3 protein-coding genes are annotated in these 18,378 nt (G+C 71.5%); all 3 read left to right on the top strand.

What is annotated here, in order from left to right:
• The first annotated feature begins 130 nt into the window (after window positions 1-130).
• From HUA78_RS07805 to HUA78_RS07795, 3 genes are read left to right on the top strand one after another with little or no spacing between them, the layout of a single operon-like run.
• Window positions 131-7,195 (top strand): SDR family NAD(P)-dependent oxidoreductase, encoded by a 7,065-nt coding sequence (locus tag HUA78_RS07805; RefSeq protein ID WP_371745523.1) that lies wholly within the window; start codon window positions 131-133, stop codon window positions 7,193-7,195.
• Entirely contained in the window at window positions 7,192-12,780 is a 5,589-nt protein-coding gene (locus HUA78_RS07800; RefSeq protein ID WP_174464874.1) for a type I polyketide synthase, read from the top strand. Before HUA78_RS07805 ends, HUA78_RS07800 begins: the two co-directional genes overlap by 4 nt.
• A gap of 19 nt (window positions 12,781-12,799) precedes the next feature.
• Window positions 12,800-18,373 (top strand): type I polyketide synthase, encoded by a 5,574-nt coding sequence (locus tag HUA78_RS07795; RefSeq protein ID WP_174475991.1) that lies wholly within the window; start codon window positions 12,800-12,802, stop codon window positions 18,371-18,373.
• Window positions 18,374-18,378 lie beyond the last annotated feature (5 nt).

Genomic DNA, 18,378 nt, shown 5'->3' with positions numbered 1-18,378 from the left:
ACGCACGACAATCTTTGGCATCTGTTTTCCCTGCATCGCGTCAAATCAAGGGGAGACGGGTTATGCCAGTCTAAGTCTCGCTTTCCGGGAAAACGTCATTGGCTTGCGGGCGCGCGAGTTAGAGGTTCCAGTGTCAGCGAACGATAGTGTGGTGAAGGACGGCCTGGCTGGGATCCAGGCGCGTCTGGCCCGTGTGCTTGCACAACGGTTGGGAGTCGATGCGCGCCAGTTGGACGTGCGCGAGAGCTTCAGCAGGTATGGGCTGGACTCCGTGATGGCCACGGGTTTCATCGCGGAGCTGGGAGCGATGCTCGGGCGGCCGTTGTCACCCACGCTCGCCTGGGAATTCCCTACCCTGGAGTCCCTGGCCGCGCACCTCTCTGGAGCGCGGGCTCGCCCGACCTCGCAGGTCCTTCCCAGACACTCGATGGAGGATGAGCCCATCGCGGTGATTGGCATGGCGTGTCGTCTTCCCCAGGCCCCCCACCCGGAGGCGTTCTGGCGTCTGCTGGCGGGCGGGACGAATGCCATCTCCGAGGTCCCCGCCGAGCGATGGGACGTCAACCGTCTTTATGATCGCGACCCCGCGGCTCCCGGCAAGGTGACCTCCCGCTGGGGGGGATACCTGGACCGGGTGGATGGGTTTGACCCGCTCTTCTTTGGCATCTCACCCAAGGAAGCGCTCCACATGGACCCGCAGCAGCGGCTCATGCTGGAGCTGACCTGGGAGGCATTGGAGGATGCGGGCATCCCAGCGGATCGGCTGCGGGGCTCGCCCACGGCTGTCATGTTCGGGGCCGTCTGGATGGATTACGAGGCGCAGCTGCAACGGCTCGGCTTGCGGCGCATCTCTTCGTACACCGCCACGGGTTACCACCACAGCATCGTCGCCAACCGCATTTCCTACGTCCTGGGTTTGAGGGGGCCGAGTCTGTCCATGGACTCGGCGTGCTCGTCTTCACTGACGGCGGTGCATCTGGCCTGTGAGAGTCTTCGCAGGGGCGAGTCGACCCTGGCCCTGGTGGGCGGCGTGAACCTGACGCTCGCGCCCGACAGCACGGTCGCCCTGTCCAAGCTCGGCGCCCTCTCTCCGGACGGTCGCTGCTACACCTTCGATGCCCGCGCCAACGGGTTCGTACGGGGCGAGGGGGGCGGTGTGGTCGTGCTCAAGCCCCTCTCCCAGGCTCTCGCGGATGGCGACTCCCTCTGCTGTGTCATCCGAGGCAGTGCCCTCAACAACAACGGTGGAAGCAACGGCCTCACCGCGCCCAACACCAGCGCCCAGGCGGACGTGATTCGCCAGGCCTGCGCCCGCGCGGGCGTCGCGACGACCGACGTGCAGTACGTCGAGGCCCATGGCACCGGCACGCAGCTCGGTGACCCGATGGAGGCCCGCGCGCTGGGCGAAGTGCTCGGTGAGGGGCGGCCCGTCGACAAGCCCCTTCACATCGGTTCGGCCAAGACGAACGTCGGCCACCTGGAGGCCGCCGCGGGCATCACCGGGCTCATCAAGGTCGCCCTTTCCATCCGGCACCGGGCGCTCCCTCCGAGCCTCCACTTCGAGACGCCCAATCCGCTCATCCCTTTCGAGGCGCTGCGGCTGGAGGTCCAACGCACCCTGACGGATTGGCCGGAGCCGGACCGGAAGCTCCTCGCGGGGGTCAGCTCCTTCGGCTTCGGCGGCACCAACTGCCACGTCCTGCTCGAGGAGCCGGACGCGCCCCGAGCCGAACTCGTGCGCGTGTCGGCGGAGAGTCCGGAGGCGCTCCGGGCCGCGGCGCAGCGGCTGTTCGAGCGTCTGGACGGCGCCATCCACCAGCCCTGGTCCGAGCTGCTGCGCTCGGCGGCGGACGAAGACGGGGCGCACGCGCATCGCCTGGCGATGACGGTCCGGTCGCGCAAGGACCTGCGCGCGAGCCTCCAGGCCTTCCTGGCAGGAGAGGCCCGGGCGGGCGTGTGCGTGGGCAGCGTGGGGCCCGAGCACGGCTGGAAGCCGGTCTTCGTCTTCTCCGGCCATGGCGCGCATTGGCCCGGCATGGGGTTGTCCCTCATGCGCACCGAGCCGGTGTTCCGGGCCGTGATGATGCGGTGTGAGCGGCTCATCCAGCAGAACGTGGGCTGGTCGCTGCTGGAGGTGCTGGGCGCGGAGGACTCGGCGGCGCGGCTGAAGCGAATCGACATCGCGCTGCCCGCCATCGTCGTCCTGGAGATGGCCCTGACGGCGCTCTGGCGCTCCTGGGGCGTCGAGCCCGCGATGGTGATGGGGCACAGCATCGGCGAGGTGGCGGCGGCCCATGCCGCGGGCATCCTGGGCCTGGAGGACGCCGTTCGCGTCGTCTGCTTCCAGAGCCGGCAGATGCACCGGCGCAGTGGCGAGGGCGCGATGGCGCTCGTGGCCGTGCCCTGGGCCGAGGCCGCCGAGCTGCTGGTGGGCTACGAGGGGCGGCTGGACCGCGCCATCGACTCCGGCCCGGACTCGACGGTGCTGTCGGGGGAGCCCGCGGCGCTCGCCGAGGTGCTCGCCGCCCTGCAGGCGCGTGGCGTGTTCTGCCGCCAGGGAGACATCGACGTGGCGGCGCACAGCCACCAGATGGACGTGCTGGGTGAGGTGCTCATCGAGGAGCTGCGGGGAATTCGTCCCGCGTCCGCGCGCCTCCCCATGGTGTCCGGTGTCACCGCCGCGGTGTTGGAGGGTGCGAACGCGGATGCCCCCCACTGGCAGAAGAACATCGCGATGCCCACGCTCTTCACGGGCGTGCTCACCCACGCGCTTGGCGAGGGGCACCGCGTCTTCCTGGAGGTGGGCCCCCACGCGATTCTCAAGCACCCCATCGAGTCGACCCTGCGCCACGCCGGTCAGCAGGGGCTGTTCGTCCCCACCCTGCGTCGACAGGAGGACGCGCGGGGCACGATGCTCGACACCCTGGGCGTCCTGTACGTCCACGGCCAGCCGGTCCGCTGGGAGTCGGTTTCCAGGGGGAGCGTGGAGGAGGGCGAGGCTCCGGCTCGGGTGCTGCCCCTGTCGGCCCGAAGCCCCGATGCCCTGACGTCCCTGGCCTCCGCCTTCCGTGACGTGCTGGGCGAGGCCTCCGGTGCGTCGCTCGAGGACCTCACCTACACGGCGGGCGTGCGCCGCGGTCAGCTTTCGCACCGTCTGGCGGTGGTGGGTGGCTCGCGGCGGGAGATGGCGGAGGCGCTGGAGGCCTTCGCGCGTGGCGAAGCCCATCCAGGCGTGAGCCACGGGAAGGTGAGTCCGGAGGGGAAGGCCAAGGTGGCGTTCGTCTTCCCCGGTCAGGGCTCGCAGTGGCTGGGCATGGGCCGCCAACTCCTCGCCGAGGAGCCCGTGTTCCGCGAGGCCATCGAGGCCTGCGAGCGCGCGATGCGTCCCCATGTGGACTGGTCGCTCACCGAGGAACTCCTCGCCGAGGAGCCACGCTCGCGCCTCCAGGACATCGACGTCGTGCAGCCGGTGCTGTTCTCGATGCAGGTGGCGCTGGCCGCGCTGTGGCGCTCAAGGGGAATCACGCCGGACGCGGTGGTGGGCCACAGCATGGGCGAGGTGGCCGCGGCGCACGTGGCCGGCACGCTGAGCCTGGAGGACGCGGCGCGCATCATCTGCCTGCGCAGCCAGCTGCTTCGCGGCAAGAGCGGGCAGGGGGCCATGGCCGTGGTGGAGCTTGGCCTGGAAGAGGCCCGCGCGGCCCTGACGGGCTACGAGACGCGGCTCTCCGTGGGGGTGAGCAACAGCGCGCGCTCGACGGTGCTCTCCGGTGACACCGAGGCCCTGGAGGCGCTGCTGCCCACGCTGGAGGGGCGGGGCATCTTCTGCCGTCGGGTGAAGGTGAATGTCGCCTCACACAGTCCTCAGATGGACTCGCTGAAGGGCGACCTCCTGCGTGTGCTGGAGGGCCTCGCGCCCCAGTCCGCGCCGGTGCCCATCTACTCCACCGTCACGGGACAGACGAGCGACGGGGGCGACTTCCATCCGGCCTACTGGGTCCGGAACCTGCGCGAGCCGGTGCTGTTCCACGGCGCCGTCGAGCAGCTCTTGGAGGACGGCTACAGCGTGTTCCTGGAGGTGAGCCCGCATCCGGTGCTGCTCGCGCCCATCGAGGAGACGCTGCGCGAGTCGAAGCGGGAGGCCCTCGCGCTCGCGTCGCTGCGGCGACAGATGCCTGAGCGGCGCAGCCTCCTGGAGTCGCTCGCGGCGCTGTACGCCTGGGGGTGCTCCGTCGACTGGTCGTCGCTGCACCCCTCGGGTGGGCGGGTCGTCGCGCTGCCTGGCTACCCGTGGCAGCGGGAGCGCTACTGGCTGATGGACGAGGCGGAGGCGGACCCGGAGCTCAGGGGCTCCGGGGATGAAGGCCGCGCGGGACATCCCCTGCTCGGCGCTTCGCTGTCCTCCTCCGTGCAGCCCGGCACCCACTTCTGGGAGCGGAGCGTGAGCACGGCGGCGTTCCCGTATCTCTCCGACCACTGCGTCTGGGGGGACGTCGTCTTCCCGGGCGCGGCCTATCTGGAGCTGGCGCTCTCCGCCGGAGCGGAGGTGCTGGGTGAGGCGGGGCTCGTGCTCGAGAACGTCTCCCTCAGCGAGATGCTCGCGCTCAAGCCGGCGGAGTCGCGGCGCGTGCAGGTGGTGCTGAACGAGGAGGAGGCGGGGCATGCCTCCTTCCAGATTTCCAGCCGCGCCGAGGGCGACGCGGGCTGGCGCAAGCATGCGGCGGGGCGCCTGCGCCGTGAGGAGCACGCGGCCACGAGGCCCGTCTCCGAGCCTCCCGAGTCACTGCGGCAGCGGCTCCCCGTGGAGCTCTCCTCCGAGGCCCACTACCAGCGCAGGCAGGAGCAGGGGCTCATGTACGGCCCCACGTTCCAGGGCCTGCGGCGGCTGTGGCGAAGCGAGCGTCAGGGGTTGGGGCGCGTGGAGCTTCCCGAGCAGGTGGCCGCCGAGAGCGGAGCATACCGGCTTCATCCCGCGCTCCTGGACGCGAGCCTCCAGGTCGCGGTGGAGCTGATTGCATCCGTGGCGGAGGCGTCGGCCGTTGCGCCCACCTATGTGCCGGTGGGACTGGGCCGGGTGCGGCTCTTCCAGCGGCCTGGGCGCGCGGTGTGGGTCCACGTGACTTCCGTGGGCGACGGGGCGGCGAACGAGCGGGAGCGCTCCTTCGACCTGCGGCTCCTGGATGACCAGGGACAGGTGCTGCTGGAGCTGGACGAGCTGCGCCTGTACCGGCTCGACGCGGGCGTCGCGGCCCGCAAGGCGCTCGGTGAGTGGCTCTACCAGGTGGATTGGGAGAAGCAGCCCCTGCCGGTGGAGCCGACGTGGCCGGAGCGCACACCGGGAAGCTGGTTGATTCTCGGTGACCAGGGGGGCGTGGGGCAGGCGCTGTCCACCCTGCTGCGAGCGCGCGGGGAGACGTGCGTGCTCGTCGTCCCTGGAGAGACGTATCGGCTCATGGGGCCGGGGCGCGCCGAAGTGGACCCCCGGAACGCGGAGCACCTGCGCCGGCTGCTCGGGGAAGCGCTGGGGGCCGGGACGCCTCCTTGCCGCGGGGTGGTGCACCTGTGGAGCCTCGATGTCGCCGCGAATGACGCGCTCACGCCGCGGGTGCTGGAGGACTCGCGCCGGTCCACCACCACCAGCGTGCTGCACCTGACGCAGGCGCTCTCCCAGGTGGGCTGGAGGGATGCTCCCCGCCTCTGGCTGACCACGCGGGGCGCGCGGTCCGTCTGCGGGTCGCCGGAGCGCGTCGCGGTGGCGCAGGCGCCGCTCTGGGGCTTGGGACAGGTGCTGGCCGTGGAGCAGCCGGACCTGCGCTGCACGCGCGTGGATGTCGAGGGCGGTGTGGACGCCTGCGCCGACGCGCTCCTCCGCGAGCTGTCGTCCACGACGTTCGAGGACCAGTCCGCCTGGCGCGGTGGCACGCGCTTCGTGGCGCGGCTGTCCAGGGCCCCGGACGCGCTGGTCGCTCGGGAGCCCTCGACGCTGCTTCGCGACGACGGCACCTATCTCATCACGGGTGGACTCGGCGGACTGGGGCTCGAAGTCGCCCGCTGGCTCGTCTCCCATGGGGCGCGTCACCTGCTCCTGCTGGGGCGCCGTGCTCCCACCGAGGCCACCGAGCACGTACTCACGGAGCTGTGCCAGACGGGCGCGCGCGTGGAGTCCTTCCAGGCGGATGTCGCCGTCGCGGATGACGTGGCGCGAGCGCTGGCCCGGGTGGACGAGGCGATGCCACCGCTGCGCGGCGTGTTCCACGCGGCCGGGCTCCTCGAGGATGGCCTGCTGCTCAACCTCACCGAGGAGCGCTTCGCCGCGGTGATGGCACCCAAGGTCCTGGGGACCTGGAACCTGCACGCCCAGACGCACCACCTGCCGCTGGAGCACTTCGTGCTCTTCTCCAGCGTGGCCGCCTCGCTGGGCACGCCGGGGCAGGCGAACTACGCCTCCGCCAACGCGTTCATGGACGCGCTGGCCCATGACCGCCGCGCGCGGGGACTGGCCGCGCTGAGCATCAACTGGGGAACCTGGACGAGCGTCGGGCTCGCGGCGGCGCAGTCCAACCGGGGTGAGCGGCTCGAGGCCCGGGGCCTGCGGGGCATGTCTCCGGACAAGGCGCTCAGCGTGCTCGGCATGTTGATGGGACAGGCGCGGCCACAGCTCAGCGTGATGTCGTTCGACGCGAGGCAGTGGCTGGGTTTCTACCTGTCCGCGGCGCAGTCGCCCTACTTCACCCGGCTCGCCCAGGAGCCTTCTGCCCGGCCCTCCGTGAGCGCGGGACGGAGCCGGATTCGCGAGCAGCTCTTCGCCGCTCGTGCCTCCGAGCGCCGGGCCCTGCTGGATGGCCACCTGCGCGAGCTGGTGGGCGGCGTGCTGCGCATGGCGCCCGCGCGCATCGACCCGAGGACGCCCTTGATGAACCTGGGGCTCGACTCGCTGATGAGCATGGAGATTCGCAACCGCCTGGAGGCGGCGCTCGGGCTGAAGCTCAGCGCGACGGTGGTGTGGACCTATCCGACGGTGGCCACGCTCACGCCCTTCCTGGCGGAGAAGCTGGGGCTTCCGCTCGAGGACCGGGCTCCGGAGCCACTGGACGAAGCGGCGCCGCCGGCCATCGCCGAGGCGAGCGCGATTGACGAGATGTCCGAAGAGGAAGTCGAGCGGCTGTTCGCTCAGCGCATGGGGCAGGGCACATGACGAGCTTCGCGGAGAAAATCGCGCAGTACTCCCCCAAGCGGCTCGCGCTGCTCGCGATGGACCTCAAGTCCCGCCTGGACGCGGTGGAGGGCACCCGCTCGGAGCCGGTGGCCATCATCGGCATGGGGTGCCGTTTCCCGGGTGGAGGCAAGGACCCGGAGTCGTACTGGAACCTCCTGCGCGATGGCGGGGACGCCGTCACCGAGGTGCCTTCCTCGCGATGGACGCGCGAGGAGATGGCGCGGATGGACCCCGAGGCACTGGAGAAGCTGGGGGCGCGGTGGGGGGCCTTCATCCAGGACGTGGACCAGTTCGATGCGGACTTCTTCGGCATCTCGCCGCACGAGGCGCACCGGATGGACCCGCAGCAGCGCATCCTCCTGGAGGTGGCCTGGGAGGCGCTGGAGGACGCCGGGCAGGACATGTCGCGGCTCGCGGGCAGCCGCACGGGCGTGTTCATCGGGGTGTACAGCGACGACTACGCGTTGCTCCAGGTGGGCAACCCGTCCGCGCGTGACTCCAGCAGCGTGACGGGCGCCATCAACTGCGTGGTGCCGGGGCGCCTGTCCTACCTGCTCGACTTCCAGGGCCCCTGCCTGACCGTGGACACCGCGTGCTCCTCGTCCCTGGTGGCGCTGCATCTGGCCGCGCAGAGCCTGCGGAACCAGGAGTGCTCGATGGCGCTGGCGGGCGGCGTCAACCTCATCCTCTCGCCGCTCTCCTCGAGCAGCGTCTCCAGGGCCCAGGCGCTGTCGCCGGATGGGCGCTGCAAGACCTTCGACGCGCGCGCCAACGGCTTCGTGCGCGGCGAGGGCTGTGGCGTGGTCGTCCTCAAGCGGCTGTCGGATGCCATCGCCGCCAAAGACCCCATCCTGGCGCTCGTGCGCGGCTCGGCCGTCAACCAGGACGGCAAATCCGCGGGGCTGACGGCGCCCAACGTGCTCGCCCAGAAGGCGCTCATCCGTCAGGCGCTCCAGAGCGCGAACCTGGAGCCCGCCGACATCGACTGCGTCGAGGCGCACGGGACGGGGACGTCGCTGGGTGACCCCATCGAGATGGAGGCGCTCCACGAGGTCTACGCCAGCGGCAGGTCCGCGCGGCAGGCGCTCGTCGTGGGCGCGGCGAAGACGAGCATTGGCCACCTGGAGTCGGCCGCGGGAATCGCCGGCATCATCAAGATGGTCCTCTCGCTGCGGCACGAGGCCGTTCCGCCGCTCACGCACTTCCAGCGGCTCAACCCGCGAATCGACTTCACCGGCGAGTCCATCACCCTCCCGACGTCACTCCACCCGTGGCCCGTCCAGGCCGAGCGCAAGCGCCGGGGCGCGGTCAGCTCGTTCGGCATCAGCGGGACGAACGCGCACGTGATTCTCGAGGAGCCGCCCGCGCCCGTGGCCGCGCCGTCCCAGCGCGCGGCGGGTGCCCACCTGCTGCCCCTGTCGGCGCGCTCGCCCGCCGCGCTCCAGGCCCTGGCGCGTGGTTATGCAAGCCTCCTCGTGGCGTCGCCGGACGTGTCGCTCCGGGACGTCTGCTACACGGCCTCGCTGCGGCGCACCCACCAGGAGTACCGCCTGTCCGTCGCGGGCGAGTCCCCGGCCGCCATCGCCGAGAAGCTCCAGGACCTCGCCTCGTCGGGCGTCACCGCCGCCATGAAGGGCACGGACGAGCGGCCCAAGGTGGCCTTCGTGTTCCCGGGCCAGGGCTCGCAGTGGCACGGCATGGGTCGTCAGCTCCTCGACCAGGAGCCTGTCTTCCGCGAGGCGCTCGAGCGCATCGACGCGGCCATGCGCCCCCATGTGTCCTGGGGGTTGCTCGACGTGCTCCGGGCGCCCTCCGAGTCGTCGCGCCTGGGGGAAATCGACGTCGTGCAGCCGGTGCTGTTCGCCATGGCCGTGGCGCTGTCGGCCCTCTGGCGCTCCTGGGGAATCGAGCCGGACGCGGTGGTGGGGCACAGCATGGGCGAGGTGGCCGCGGCGCATGTGGCGGGCGCGCTCACCCTGGAGGATGCGGCGGCCATCATCTGCCTCAGGAGCAGGCTGCTCAAGCGCATCAGTGGCCAGGGCGCGATGCTGGCGACGGAGCTGTCCCTGGCGGACGCGCGCAAGGTCCTGGTGGGGCATGAGCAGCGTGTGGCCATCGCGGTGAGCAACAGCCCGACGTCCACGGTGCTGTCCGGCGATGCGGTGACGCTCGAGGAGCTTCGTGGGTCGCTCGAAGCCCGCAACGTGTTCTGCCGCTGGGTGAAGGTCGACGTGGCCTCTCACAGCCCGCAGGTCGACTGCCTGCGAGAAGAGCTGCTCTCCGTTCTCTCCTCGGTCCGGCCGCGCTCCGCCTCCGTGCCCATCGTCTCGACGGTGACGGCCGCCGGCTGTGATGGCTCGGGCTTCGATGCGGCGTACTGGGTGCGCAACCTGCGTGAGCCGGTGCTCTTCTCCTCAGCCGTGCTCGGCCTGGTCGAGAGCGGGCACACCGTGTTCATGGAGATGAGCCCGCATCCGATTCTGCTGCCCGCCGTCGAGCGGTGCATGCAGCACGCGGGACGCGAAGGGGTGACGGCTCCTTCCCTTCGCCGCGAGGAGTCCGAACGCACGGTGATGCTGGAGTCCGTGGGCGCGCTGTACCGCGCGAGCTGCCCCGTGGCGTGGACGCGGCTGTTCCCGGAGGGCGGACAGGTCGTCCCGCTGCCCACGTATCCCTGGCGGCACAAGCGGTACTGGCTCGACGCGGTGGCGACGCCCGTCGTCTCCACCACCGAGCAGGTGACGTCCCTGAAGGGCCGACCGGTCCGTGTCGCGCATGGGGTCGACGGCCAGGTCTTCGAGCTGGAGCTGGGCAGCACCTCCCTGCCGTGGCTGGGCGCGCACCGGCTGGGCGGCGTCGCAGTGGTCCCTGCCTCGGCCCTGGTTGAACTCGCGCTGAGCGCCGCGTCCGAGTCGCTGGGCTCAGGCGCCCGGGAACTCTCCGACGTGGAGTTCGAGCGCGCGCTGGTGCTGACGGAGTCTTCACGGCGCATCGTGCAGGTCCACCTCTCCTCGGCTTCGGAGGGGCGGCACATGTTCCATCTCCACAGCCGGGCGGTGGACGGAGCCGCGTCCGAGACGGAGTGGGTGCGGCACTGCCGGGGTCAGGTCCGGCCGCTGGGGGTGCTCACGGGAGTGCCGGACGTCATCGAGGCGGTGCGCTCACGCTGCGCACAGCACGTCCAGGGCGCGGCCATCTACGAGGAGCTGGAGCGCAGCGATGTCCAGTACGACGCGCCGCTGCGGACGCTGAGCGAAGCCTGGAGGCGGCCCGGTGAGGCGCTCGGGCGCGTGGTGATGGGACCGGAGCGGATGCAGGAGTCCGCGCGCTACCAGCTCCACCCGGCGCTGCTGGACGCGGGGCTCCAGACCCTGGCGCTCGCCCTCGCGGCGGAGCCCGAGAAGGCCGCGCTGTTCATGCCCCTGAGCCTCGAGTCGTTCGAGTGCCTTCCGGGCCGCGCGGACGTGCAGTGGGCCCATGTGTCCATCGCGCCCACGGTCCGCTCCGAGGAGCGCGTGGGGACGCTGACGTTGCTGGATGCAGCCGGTCGCCAGGTGGCCGTGGCGCGCGGGGTGCGGCTGCGGCGCGTGGCGACGGAGCGGCTGTTGGAAGTGCTGGGCGAGGTTCGCACCCAGGACTGGTTCCATGACGTGACGTGGGAGCCCAGGCCGGTGTGCGTGGCCCCGCCTGTGCCCGCGGACTGGCTGGTGTTCGTCGATGGTGGGGGCTGGGGCGCCGGGCTCGTGGAGGCGCTGCGCCGCCAGGGTGCTTCGCCTGTCACCGTGACCTCGGGAGGCGGATTCCAGCGGCTGGATGCACGGCGCTTCGTGGTGGACCCGAAGCGGCCGGAGGACATGGAGCGTCTGCTGCGCGAGTTGCCCGCGCTGCCCTCGGGACACGAGGGCCGTGCACTCTTCCTGTGGGGCCTCGACGCGGTGCTCGACGAGCAGACGGGGACGCCGGAGTCCTGCGTGGCCGCGCTGCACCTGGTGAAGGCACTCATGGGCGCACCTGGCCGCGCGCGGCTCTGGATGGTCACCCGGGGCGCACAGGTCACCGGCGTGGGCGACGAGCGGGTGTCGCTGGCCCAGGCGCCGCTGTGGGGCATGGGTCGCAGCGTGTCCCTGGAGCAGCCCGGCGTGTGGGGAGGCCTCATCGACCTGTCTCCGGAGCGTCATCCCGAGGAGGTGCTGGCGGTGCTTCGCGAGGTCTCCGCGTTCGGCGTGGATGGCGAGGACCAGCTCGCGCTCCGCGAGGGGCGTTCGCTGGTGGCCCGTCTCACTCGTGGCCGGGTGACGGCACCCACGGAGCCGCTGAGGCTGCGCCAGGACGCGACCTACCTCGTCACGGGTGGGCTCGGAGGACTGGGCCTGAAGGTGGCGCGGTGGTTGGTGGAGCGGGGCGCGCGGCACCTCGTGCTGCTGGGCCGTGGGGGCCTGTCGGGCTCCGGCGACGCGGCGTCGGAGCGGCGCCGTGAGGCACTCGATTCGCTCCGGGCACTCGGCGCGACTGTCACCGCGCTGGCCGCCGACGTGGCGGACCGCGAGCGGATGGCGACGCTCCTGCGCGAGACGGCCGAGACGCTTCCTCCGCTACGCGGGGTGATTCACGCCGCGGCGCTCCTGACGGAGCGACGGCTGGAGGACCTGGACCTCACGGCGATGACGGCGATGCTGCGGCCGAAGGTGCTCGGCACCTGGGTGCTGCATGAGCTGACTCGCGGGTTGGCGCTCGACTTCTTCGTGATGTTCTCGTCGACGTCGACCTTGTGGGGCGCCTCCGGCCTGGCGCACTACGCGGCGGGCAACCAGTTCCTGGAGGCGCTGGCGCACCACCGGCGGGCCTCGGGACTGCCCGCGACCACCCTGCACTGGGGGACGTGGGACGAGATTGGCGGCGAGCGCGCCGACAGCGTGCGCGGCTTCGCGCGCTTCGGCCTCAATCCCATGGCTTCGGAGCGTGCGCTCGATGCGATGGGCCAGGTGCTGGGCTCGGGCGCGAGCCACAAGACGGTCGCGTCGGTGAACTGGAGCGTGCTCAAGCCCATCTGGGAGGCCCGGCGCCGCCGGCCCTTCCTGCGACACATGGGCGAGTCCGCGTCCGCGTCGGTGGGTGAGGCGTCTTCGCGGGCGCGGTTGCTCGCGGAGCTCCAGTCGCTTCCGCCCGACCGCCGCTTCGACACGCTGGTGCTCCGCATCCAGGGAGAGGTCGGGCGCATCCTCGGGTTCGCGCCCACCGAGCTTCCCCCCACGGACCGGGGCTTCTTCCAGATGGGCATGACGTCCCAGATGTCCGTGGAGCTGCGCGCGGTGCTCCAGCGGGGGCTGGAGAAGGAGCTGCCCGCGAGCCTCGCGTTCGACCACCCCACCGTCATGGCGCTGGCGAAGCGTCTGGCCAGCAGTGTCACCGCGGTGGAAATCCCCCTGCCCACCGTGGCGGGGGCGCAAGAGCCGCGAGCGCAGGTGGCGCCCGCGCAAATCGATGACCTCTCCGCGCGCCTGTCGCAGGTCACGGAGCTGTCCGACGACGAAGTCGAGCGGTTGATTGCACAGAAGCTGAGCTGAAGCGGCGGGCACGACGGCGATGAGCAAAGAATTCTACGAGAAGATTTCGAGCCTCCCTCCCAAGAGGCTCGTGTTGCTGGCGCTCGAGCTGCACGCGGAGAGCGAGGCCCTCAAGCGGACGCGTTCGGAGCCCATCGCCATCGTCGGCACCTCGTGTCGCGTGCCGGGCGGAGCGCGGACGCCGGAGGCATTCTGGCGGCTGCTGCACGAGGGCGTGGACGCCATCACCGAAGTGCCCCGTGAGCGGTGGGACGCGGAGGCGTTGTTCGACGCCGACCCGATGAAGCAGGGCCGCACCTATGCGCGCTGGGGAGGCTTCCTCGACGGCGTGGAGAACTTCGACGCCGCGTTCTTCGGCGTGTCGCCTCGCGAAGCCGCGCGCATGGACCCGCAGCAGCGCATGCTGCTCGAAGTCGCGTGGGAGGCGCTCGAGCGCGCGGGCCAGCCGCCCGACCAGCTCGCCGGAAGCAAGACGGGCGTCTTCCTGGGCATCATCGGAAGCGACTACGCGCAGCTCCAGGCGCGGCAGCTCGGCGGGGCCCCGGACATCTACCACCTGACGGGGACCTCCCTGAACGCGGCGGCGGGCCGGCTCTCCTACACGCTCGGCCTCCAGGGGCCGTGCATGGCCATCGACACGGCGTGCTCGTCGTCGCTCGTCGCGCTCCACCTGGCCTGCCAAAGCCTGCGCAACCGCGAGAGCGACGTGGCGCTGGCCGCGGGCGTCAACCTGATGCTGATGCCGGACGCGACCATCGCGCTGTCCAGCAGCAGGGGGCTCGCGCCCGACGGGCGCTGCAAGACGTTCGATGCCTCCGCCAATGGCTTCGTGCGCGCGGAGGGCTGCATCGTCCTGGTGCTCAAGCGGCTCTCCGATGCCCTGGCCCACGGTGACGAGATTCTCTCGCTCGTCGCCGGCTCGGCGGTGAACCAGGATGGCGCCAGCAGCGGACTGATGGTTCCCAACGGCCCGGCGCAGGAGCGCGTCATCGCCCAGGCCCTGGCGAGCGGTGGCCTGGAGCCCTCGCGAATCTCCTACGTCGAGGCCCACGGGACGGGCACCTCGCTGGGCGACCCCATCGAGCTTCAGGCCCTGGCGCGGGCGCTGGCGACGGGCAGGAGCGCCGAGTCGCCGCTCTTCGTGGGCTCGGTCAAGACGAACCTCGGCCACCTGGAGGCGGCGGCCGGGCTCTCCGGCGTCCTCAAGACGGCGCTCGCGCTGCGCAACGAGGCGATTCCTCCGAACCTGCACTTCCAGCGGCTCAACCCGGACATCGTCCTGGACGGCGCGCCGGTGGTCGTCCCGACGCGGGTGCAGCCGTGGCCGCGTGCCGGGCAGCCGCGTCTGGCGGGGGTGAGCGCGTTCGGAATCAGTGGAACGAACGCGCATGTCATCCTGCAGGAGCCTCCGCTTCCGGCGCCCCCGCCTCCGCTTCCTTCGCGGGGCGCGGAGTTGCTCGTGCTCTCGGCGCGCGGCGCTGACGCGCTCCGGGCGATGGCCGCGAGTCACGCGCGTTGGCTCACCGAGCACCCGGACGTGTCGCCGCGCGACGTGTGCGCCACGGCGGCCCTGTCGCGCTCCCACCACGAGCAGCGGCTCGCGCTCGCGGGCCGCACGCACGCCGACTTCGTGGAGAAGCTGGAGGCGTTCGCGCGGGGCGAGTCCGTGCCTGGAGCGGCCATCGGGCGCGGCTCGGGGCAGGTCCGCCGCCGCGTCGTCTTCGTCTTCCCAGGCCAGGGTTCGCAGTGGCTGGGCATGGGCCGGAGGCTGCTTGAGGAGGAGCCCGCGTTCCGCGCCGCGCTGGAGCGGTGCGACGTGGCCATCCGGGCCTGCGCCGACTTCAGTGTCCTGGCGGAGCTCGCGGCCGAGGAGGGCCAGGGTCGTCTGCACGAGATTGACGTCATCCAGCCCGTGCTCTTCGCCATGGAGGTGGCGCTGGCGGAGCTGTGGCGCGCGTGGGGCATCGAGCCGGACGCGGTGGTGGGCCACAGCATGGGCGAGGTGGCCGCGGCACACGTGGCCGGCACGCTGAGCCTGGAGGACGCGGCGACCATCATCTGCCGCCGAAGCCGGCTGCTGCGCGGCGTGAGTGGCCAGGGCTCGATGCTCCTGGTGGACCTGACGCTGCAAGAGGCGAAGGAGGCTCTGCGCGGCTTCGAGGACCAGGTCTCCGTCGCGGTCAGCAACAGCGTGCGCTCCACCGTCCTCTCGGGAGCCCCTGGGGCCCTCGAGAAGATTTCCGGCGCGCTCACTCAGCGGGAGGTCTTCTGCCGCTTCGTGAAGGTGGACGTCGCGTCGCACAGCCCGCAGATGGACTCGCTGCGGCCGGAGTTGCTCGCGGCCCTCCAGGGCATCTCACCCCGCGCGTCGCGTGTCCCCATCTGCTCGACGGTGACGGGAGCGCTGACGGATGGCGCGGCGTTCGGCGCCTCCTACTGGGCCGACAACCTCCGCGAGCCGGTGTTGTTCTCGACGGCCATCGAGCGACTCGCGGTCGACGGACACGACATCTTCATCGAGCTGAGCCCGCATCCCATCCTCCTGCCCGCCGTGGAGCAACACCTGCGGCACCTCGGGCGCGAGGGCGCGGTGCTGCCTTCACTCCGGCGCAACGAGGATGAGCGGGGCTCGATGCTGTCGTCGCTGGGCTCCCTGTACGCCGTGGGGCATGCGGTGGACTTCCAGCGCCAGCACCCGGTGCGGGGCCTCCGGGCGGCGCTCCCCACCTATCCCTGGCAGCACGAGCGCTTCTGGTTCGAGTCATCCCCGCGCGCGCGTCAGGTCCTGGTCGCCGGGCAGCACCCGTTGCTGGGGGCCCACGTGGCGCTGGCCGGAGAGGACGGCGCGCACCTGTGGCAGACCGGGCTGCTGGCGGACAGCCCGGCGTATCTGGGTGACCACGTCGTGCACGGAGAGGTCGTCCTTCCTGGGACGGGTTACCTGGAGATGGCGCTCGCGGGCGCCGCCGAGGCGCTGGGGCCCACGTGTCATGCGCTCGAGGACGTCAGCTTCCAGGAGATGATGGTGCTCTCCCGCGACGAGCCGCTCGCGGTGCAGATGCGCTTCACCCCGGACGAGGGCGGAGCGAAGCGGTTCCAGATTTTCAGCCGGTCCACGGAAGCGGGCGGTGGTTGGACGCTGCACGCCGAGGGCCGGCTCCGTGAAGCCGAGGCGGCGGAGGCCTTCGCGCTCGACGAGGCGCGTGCGCGGTGCACGGAGCGGATGGACGGTGAGACGCACTACCAGCTCATGAAGGAGCGAGGCGTCGACTTCGGTCCCAGCTTCCAACTGCTGAAGGAGCTGTGGAAGGGGCCCGGGGAGGCGGTGGGGCGCCTGGAGCTGTCGTCGTCGGTTGCTTCGGAGATGGCGGCCCATCAGCTCCATCCGGCGCTGCTGGATGCCTGCCTCCAGGTCATCAATGGAGCGGGGTTGGGCGACCGGCCGGGAGAGACGTTCGTTCCGATGGCTGTCGAGAGCCTGCGTGCCCACGGGCGCCCCGGCGGGGAGCTGTGGGGACACGCCCGCATCCGGCCCGGCACGCGCAGCGGCGCGGGCTCGCTCGAAGCGGATGTGACGTTGCTGGACGGCGAGGGCCGCGTGCTGATGGAGGCCCGGGGGCTGCTGTGCCGCCGGCTGGAGGCGATGCGGCGGCGGTCCTCCGACGAGGTCGATTCGTGGATGTATCAGGTCGACTGGCAGGAGATGCCGCGTGAGCAGGTGACGCCCGCTCCGGACTCCACGCCCGGGGCCTGGCTGGTGCTCCTGGACCGGCAGGGCTTCGGCCGGAAGTTGCAGGCGGCGCTGAGCGCGCGCGGCGAGCGGTGCATCCTCGTCTCTCACGGCGAGGAGTCCCGCCTCATCGAACCCGGGCACTACGTGGTCGACCCGTCCCGGGTGGAAGGCTTCGAGCGGATTCTGGAGGCCGAGTTCGGCGCCGGGCGGCAATCGTGCCGGGGCGTCGTCCACCTCTTCAGCCTGGATGCGCCTCGTCCCGAGGACGGGCCCCAGGCCCTGGCGCGAGCGCGGATGCTCGGGGCGGGCAGTGCGCTCCACCTCACGCAGGCGCTGGTGGCTTCGGGCTTCCGTGACATGCCTCGCTTGTGGCTGGTGACGGAAGGTGTCCAGGCCCCCCGTCCCTCGGAGCAGGTCCTCCATGTGGAGCAGGCCCCCATCTGGGGTCTGGGCCGGGTGCTCTCGCTGGAGCACCCCGAGCTCCGGTGCTGCTCGGTGGACCTGGGCGCGCTCGACGAGGACCAGGCACGCGGGCTCGCCAGTGAGTTGCTCGCGTCGACGCCGGAGGAGCAGGTCGCGCTTCGTGGGCCCGCGAGGTTCGTGGCCCGACTGTCGCGCATGGAGCGAAGCAAGGCCGCGCCGGCGGAGCTTCGCGCCGATGGCACGTACCTGATTACCGGCGGCCTGGGAGGTCTGGGCCTGAAGCTCGCGGAGTGGTTGGTGGAGCGCGGCGCCCGCCACCTCGCGCTGCTGGGCCGGGGCGGTGCGTCCGAGGAGGCGCAGCGGACGCTGGAGGGCCTGCGCGCGGCGGGCGCGGAGGTCCGGGTGTGCAAGGCCGACGTGGCGGTGCGAGCGGACCTGGAGCGGGTGCTCGGAGAACTCGCGGCCCAGATGCCTCCGCTGCGGGGCGTCTTCCACGCGGCGGCGGTGCTCGATGACGGCGTGCTGGCGAACCTCACCGCGGAGCGCCTGCGCAAGGTGATGGAGCCCAAGGTCCATGGCGCGTGGAACCTGCATGTGCTGACGCAGGCCCTGCCGCTGGACAGCTTCGTGCTCTTCGCGGCGGCGGGCTCGCTGTTGGGCTCACCGGGACAGGGCAACTACGCGGCGGCCAACTTCTTCCTCGACGCGCTGGCGTCGTACCGGCGGGGACTGGGCCTGCCCGCGCTGAGCGTCGACTGGGGCGCCTGGGCTGGCGTGGGACTGGCGGCTGCGGCGGAGGCGCGCGGCGAGCGCATCTCCCAGCGAGGCGTGGACAGCATGCCGCCGGCGCAGGCGCTCGAGGCGTTGGGCCGGATTCTGACGGGCTCCCACGCGCGGGTGGTGGTGATGCGCTTCGACATGCGCCAGTGGAGCGAGTTCTACCTGACGGCGGCGAAGTCGCCGTTCCTGTCACGGCTCGCTGGCGAGCAGTCCCGTCGCGCGGAAGGCCCGGCGGACCGGGGCGCCTTCGTGGAGACGCTCCGCGCGGCGGAGCGGCCGAAGCGGGCTCAACTGCTGGAAACACACCTGTGCGAGCAGGCCGGGCATGTGCTCCGGCTGGCGCCCTCCCGCATCGACCCGCAGCAGCCCTTCGGCAACATGGGGCTGGACTCGCTCATGGGGCTGGAGCTGCGCAACCGGCTCGAGGCCAGCCTGGGGCTGCGGCTCCCGGCGACGCTGGTGTGGCGTTACCCGACGGTGGAGTCACTCGTCGAGCACCTGGCCGAGCAACTGAAACTTCCCATCACGACTCAGGCCGAGCAGCCCCGCGATGAAGCGGCGGCGCTCGAAGCCGTGCTCGTCAACAACGTCAATCAGCTCTCGGACGAAGAGGCCGAGGCGCTCCTCGCGGAGAAGCTCGCCGCATTGGCTGAGTGAAGAGA

The sequence above is a fragment of the Myxococcus sp. CA033 genome (genome assembly GCF_013336625.1).
In the GTDB taxonomy this organism is placed as follows: Bacteria; Myxococcota; Myxococcia; order Myxococcales; family Myxococcaceae; genus Myxococcus; species Myxococcus llanfairpwllgwyngyllgogerychwyrndrobwllllantysiliogogogochensis.
The sequence above is the reverse complement of the archived record's forward strand: the minus strand, read 5'-3'. Positions and strand labels throughout refer to the sequence as shown.

Bases quoted from the DNA above. Each gene is read 5' to 3' on its own strand.
- HUA78_RS07800 (WP_174464874.1), top strand. From the start codon at position 7,192: ATGACGAGCTTCGCGGAGAAAATCGCGCAGTACTCCCCCAAGCGGCTC.
- HUA78_RS07795 (WP_174475991.1), top strand. From the start codon at position 12,800: ATGAGCAAAGAATTCTACGAGAAGATTTCGAGCCTCCCTCCCAAGAGG.